The 5533-nt window shown below is 41.7% G+C and carries 1 protein-coding gene; it reads right to left on the bottom strand.

Annotation, left to right across the window (positions count from 1 at the left end):
- Positions 1-5533, bottom strand: a 5533-nt coding sequence (locus tag ACNQF6_RS15640; RefSeq protein WP_417966946.1) for a hypothetical protein, incomplete at both ends; no start/stop codon positions are given.

Below are 5533 nucleotides of genomic sequence, written 5' to 3'. Positions count from 1 at the left end.
CAATGTAGCTTCAGCAGTCGTAGCACGAGATATTTCTGATGCTAAAGCCGTTGAACCTGATGTAGTCGAAGCATCAACATAATCCTTAACCGATTTTACACTTGGGTATTTCGTGTCGGATGTTCCATCTGTACTTACACTGGTACTTTTGTTTGCCAAAGCTTCTTTGCTTGCTTCTGCAGTCGTGGCACGAGTTGTTTCAGTGGCTAAATCTGTAGTCAATGTAGCTTCAGCAGTCGTAGCACGAGATATTTCTGATGCTAAATTTGTTGTCAATGTAGCTTCAGCAGTCGTAGCTCGAGATACTTCTGATGCTAAAGCCGTTGAACCTGATGTAGCCGAAGCATCAACATAATCCTTAACCGATTTAACACTTGGGTATTTCGTGTCAGAAGTTCCGTCCGTACTTACACTTGTACTTTTGTTTGCCAAAGCTTCTTTACTTGCTTCAGCTGTAGTAGCACGAGTTGTTTCAGTGGCTAAATCTGTAGTCAATGTAGCTTCAGCAGTAGTAGCACGAGATATTTCTGAAGCTAAGGCAGTTGAACCTGATGTAGTCGAAGCATCAACATAATCCTTAACCGATTTTACACTTGGGTATTTCGTGTCAGAAGTTCCATCCGTACTTACACTGGTACTTTTGTTTGCCAAAGCTTCTTTACTTGCCTCAGCTGTAGTGGCACGAGTTGTTTCAGTGGCTATAGTCGCAGTCAATGTAGCTTCAGCAGTTGTTGCACGAGTTGTTTCAGTTGCTATACTAGCAGTCAATGTAGCTTCAGCAGTCGTAGCACGAGATATTTCTGAAGCTAAAGCAGTTGAACCTGATGTAGTCGAAGCATCAACATAATCCTTAACCGATTTTACACTTGGGTATTTAGAGTCAGAAGTTCCATCCGTACTTACACTTGTACTTTTGTTTGCCAAAGCTTCTTTACTTGCCTCAGCTGTAGTAGCACGAGTTGTTTCAGTGGCTAAATCTGTAGTCAATGTAGCTTCAGCAGTAGTAGCACGAGTTGTTTCAGTTGCTAAATTCGAAGTCAATGTTCCTTCAGCACTCGTAGCACGAGATATTTCTGAAGCTAATGCCGTTGAACCTGATGTAGTCGAAGCATCAACATAATCCTTAACCGATTTTACACTTGGGTATTTCGTGTCAGAAGTTCCGTCCGTACTTACACTGGTACTTTTGTTTGCCAAAGCTTCTTTGCTTGCTTCAGCTGTAGTAGCACGAGTTGTTTCAGTGGCTAAATTTGTTGTCAATGTTGCTTCAGCTGTTGAAGCACGAGATATTTCTGAAGCTAAAGCAGTTGAACCTGATGTAGTCGAAGCGTCAACATAATCCTTAACCGATTTTACACTTGGGTATTTCGTATCAGATGTTCCGTCCATACTTACACTTGTACTTTTGTTTGCCAAAGCTTCTTTGCTTGCTTCAGCTGTAGTAGCACGAGTTGTTTCAGTGGCTAAATCTGTAGTCAATGTAGCTTCTGCAGTCGTAGCACGAGATATTTCTGAAGCTAATGCCGTTGAACCTGATGAAGTCGAAGCGTCAACATAATCCTTAACCGATTTTACACTTGGGTATTTCGTGTCGGATGTTCCGTCCGTACTTACACTTGTACTTTTGTTTGCCAAAGCTTCTTTGCTTGCTTCAGCAGTAGTAGCACGAGTTGTTTCAGTTGCTATAGTCGCAGTCAATGTAGCTTCAGCAGAAGTAGCACGAGTTGTTTCAGTGGCTAAATCTGTAGTCAATGTAGCTTCTGCAGTCGTAGCACGAGATATTTCTGAAGCTAATGCCGTTGAACCTGATGAAGTCGAAGCGTCAACATAATCCTTAACCGATTTTACACTTGGGTATTTCGTGTCGGATGTTCCGTCCGTACTTACACTTGTACTTTTGTTTGCCAAAGCTTCTTTGCTTGCTTCAGCAGTAGTAGCACGAGTTGTTTCAGTGGCTAAATCTGTAGTCAATGTAGCTTCAGCAGTCGTAGCACGAGTTGTTTCAGTTGCTAAATTTGTTGTCAATGTAGCCTCAGCAGTTGTAGCACGAGATATTTCTGAAGCTAAAGCAGTTGAACCTGATGTAGCCGAAGCATCAACATAATCCTTAACCGATTTTACACTTGGGTATTTCGTGTCAGATGTTCCATCTGTGCTTACACTTGTACTTTTGTTTGCCAAAGCTTCTTTACTTGCTTCAGCTGTAGTAGCACGAGTTGTTTCAGTGGCTATAGTCGCAGTCAATGTAGCTTCAGCAGTCGTGGCACGAGATACTTCTGATGCTAAATCTGTAGTCAAAGTCGTTTCAGCAGTCGTAGCACGAGATATTTCAGATGCTAATGCTGTTGAACCTGATCCAGCCGAAGCATCAACATAATCCTTAACCGATTTTACACTTGGGTATTTCGTGTCAGAAGTTCCATCCGTACTTACACTTGTACTTTTGTTTACCAAAGCTTCTTTGCTTGCTTCAGCTGTAGTAGCACGAGTTGTTTCAGTGGCTATAGTCGCAGTCAATGTAGCTTCAGCTGTATTAGCACGAGATACTTCTGATGCTAAATCTGTAGTCAATGTTGCTTCAGCTGTTGTAGCACGAGATATTTCTGAAGCTAAAGCAGTTGAACCTGATGTAGTCGAAGCGTCAACATAATCCTTAACCGATTTTACACTTGGATATTTCGTGTCGGATGTTCCATCTGTACTTACACTTGTACTTTTGTTTGCCAAAGCTTCTTTGCTTGCTTCAGCTGTAGTAGCACGAGTTGTTTCAGTGGCTAAATCTGTAGTCAATGTAGCTTCAGCAGTCGTAGCACGAGATATTTCTGAAGCTAAAGCAGTTGAACCTGATGTAATCGAAGCGTCAACATAATCCTTAACCGATTTTACACTTGGGTATTTCGTGTCGGATGTTCCATCTGTACTTACACTTGTACTTTTGTTTGCCAAAGCTTCTTTACTTGCCTCAGCTGTAGTAGCACGAGTTGTTTCAGTGGCTAAATCTGTTGTCAATGTTGCTTCAGCAGTCGTAGCACGAGATATTTCTGATGCTAAAGCCGTTGAACCTGATGTAGTCGAAGCATCAACATAATCCTTAACCGATTTTACACTTGGGTATTTCGTGTCAGAAGTTCCATCTGTGCTTACACTTGTACTTTTGTTTGCCAAAGCTTCTTTGCTTGCTTCAGCTGCAGTAGCACGAGTTGTTTCAGTGGCTATAGTCGCAGTCAATGTAGCTTCAGCAGTTGTTGCACGAGTTGTTTCAGTTGCTATACTAGCAGTCAATGTAGCTTCAGCAGTTGTAGCTCGAGATATTTCTGAAGCTAAAGCAGTTGAACCTGATGTAGTCGAAGCGTCAACATAATCCTTAACCGATTTTACACTTGGATATTTCGTGTCAGAAGTTCCGTCCGTACTTACACTGGTACTTTTGTTTGCCAAAGCTTCTTTACTTGCCTCAGCTGTAGTAGCACGAGTTGTTTCAGTGGCTAAATCTGTAGTCAATGTAGCTTCAGCAGTCGTGGCACGAGTTGTTTCAGTGGCTAAATTTGTTGTCAATGTAGCCTCAGCAGTTGTAGCACGAGATATTTCTGAAGCTAAAGCAGTTGAACCTGATGTAGTCGAAGCATCAACATAATCCTTAACCGATTTTACACTTGGGTATTTCGTGTCAGAAGTTCCATCCGTACTTACACTTGTACTTTTGTTTGCCAAAGCTTCTTTACTTGCTTCAGCGGTTGTAGCACGAGATACTTCTGAAGCTAAATCTGTTGTCAATGTAGCTTCAGCTGTAGTAGCACGAGTTGTTTCAGTTGCTAAATTTGTTGTCAAAGTAGCCTCAGCAGTCGTAGCACGAGATATTTCTGAAGCTAAAGCAGTTGAACCTGATGTAGTCGAAGCATCAACATAATCCTTAACCGATTTTACACTTGGGTATTTCGTGTCGGATGTTCCATCTGTACTTACACTTGTACTTTTGTTTGCCAAAGCTTCTTTGCTTGCTTCAGCTGTAGTAGCACGAGTTGTTTCAGTGGCTAAATCTGTAGTCAATGTAGCTTCAGCAGTCGTAGCACGAGATATTTCTGAAGCTAAAGCAGTTGAACCTGATGTAGTCGAAGCATCAACATAATCCTTAACCGATTTAACACTTGGGTATTTCGTGTCAGAAGTTCCATCCGTACTTACACTTGTACTTTTGTTTGCCAAAGCTTCTTTGCTTGCTTCAGCTGCAGTAGCACGAGTTGTTTCAGTTGCTAAATCTGTAGTCAATGTTGCTTCAGCTGTAGTAGCACGAGATACTTCAGTTGCTAAATTTGTTGTCAATGTAGCCTCAGCAGAAGTAGCACGAGATATTTCTGAAGCTAAAGCAGTTGAACCTGATGTAGTCGAAGCATCAACATAATCCTTAATCGATTTAACACTTGGGTATTTCGTGTCAGAAGTTCCATCCGTACTTACACTTGTACTTTTGTTTGCCAAAGCTTCTTTACTTGCCTCAGCTGTAGTAGCACGAGATACTTCTGAAGCTAAATCCGTTGTCAATGTAGCTTCAGCTGTAGTAGCACGAGATACTTCAGTTGCTAAATTTGTTGTCAATGTAGCTTCAGCACTCGTAGCACGAGATATTTCTGAAGCTAAAGCAGTTGAACCTGATGTAGTCGAAGCATCAACATAATCCTTAACCGATTTTACACTTGGATATTTCGTGTCAGAAGTTCCATCTGTACTTACACTTGTACTTTTGTTTGCCAAAGCTTCTTTACTTGCTTCAGCTGTAGTAGCACGAGTTGTTTCAGTGGCTAAATCTGTAGTCAATGTCGCCTCAGCAGTCGTAGCACGAGATATTTCTGAAGCTAAGGCAGTTGAACCTGATGTAGTCGAAGCATCAACATAATCCTTAACCGATTTTACACTTGGGTATTTCGTGTCAGAAGTTCCGTCCGTACTTACACTTGTACTTTTGTTTGCCAAAGCTTCTTTACTTGCTTCAGCTGTAGTAGCACGAGTTGTTTCAGTTGCTATACTAGCAGTCAATGTAGCTTCAGCAGTCGTAGCACGAGATATTTCTGAAGCTAAGGCAGTTGAACCTGATGTAGTCGAAGCATCAACATAATCCTTAACCGATTTTACACTTGGGTATTTCGTATCAGATGTTCCATCCGTACTTACACTGGTACTTTTGTTTGCCAAAGCTTCTTTGCTTGCTTCTGCAGTCGTGGCACGAGATGTTTCTGATGCTAAATCTGTAGTCAATGTAGCTTCAGCAGTCGTAGCACGAGATATTTCTGAAGCTAAAGCAGTTGAACCTGATGTAGTTGAAGCGTCAACATAATCCTTAACCGATTTTACACTTGGGTATTTCGTGTCGGATGTTCCGTCCGTACTTACACTTGTACTTTTGTTTGCCAAAGCTTCTTTACTTGCTTCAGCGGTTGTAGCACGAGTTGTTTCAGTTGCTATAGTCGCAGTCAATGTTGCTTCAGCAGAAGTAGCACGAGATATTTCTGAAGCTAAAGCAGTTGAACCTGATGTAGTC

Origin of the sequence: Flavobacterium pasteuri (assembly GCF_048286615.1) — a bacterium.
Taxonomy (GTDB): Bacteria; Bacteroidota; Bacteroidia; order Flavobacteriales; family Flavobacteriaceae; genus Flavobacterium.
Note: the sequence above shows the minus strand (reverse complement) of the source record. Positions and strands in the feature narration are given on the sequence as shown.